Genomic DNA, 263 nt, shown 5'->3' with positions numbered 1-263 from the left:
TCCTTGTCCCTTCCGCTGTCAACAAACGCCCTCGTTGCCAATCATCAATCGTCGGTGTCTCGTCAAGCGCGCCATTGACAATTTGTGTGGTCATGTCAGGGGACCATTTAATATTCATGTTTGTGCCTGGCTGCTCGGTGCCTAAACGCTTGCCTGACGCACTGTATAAGCCGACGGCCCACGTTTCGAGGCCGCGCTCGCCAGGGATGACATCGCCAACCATGCCTCGGCCAGTGTCTCGGCCGCTATACTCTCCGTAAAGG

The 263-nt window shown here is 56.3% G+C and carries 1 protein-coding gene; it reads right to left on the bottom strand.

Annotation, left to right across the window (positions count from 1 at the left end; translation table 11 throughout):
* Nucleotides 1–263: rhamnogalacturonan lyase family protein (locus CHH91_RS21330; protein WP_483372416.1), on the bottom strand; the 263-nt coding region annotated here is incomplete at both ends.

This window comes from Virgibacillus sp. 7505, from assembly GCF_002272135.1.
Taxonomy (GTDB): domain Bacteria; phylum Bacillota; class Bacilli; order Bacillales; family Amphibacillaceae; genus Terribacillus.
The sequence above is the reverse complement of the archived record's forward strand: the minus strand, read 5'-3'. Positions and strand labels throughout refer to the sequence as shown.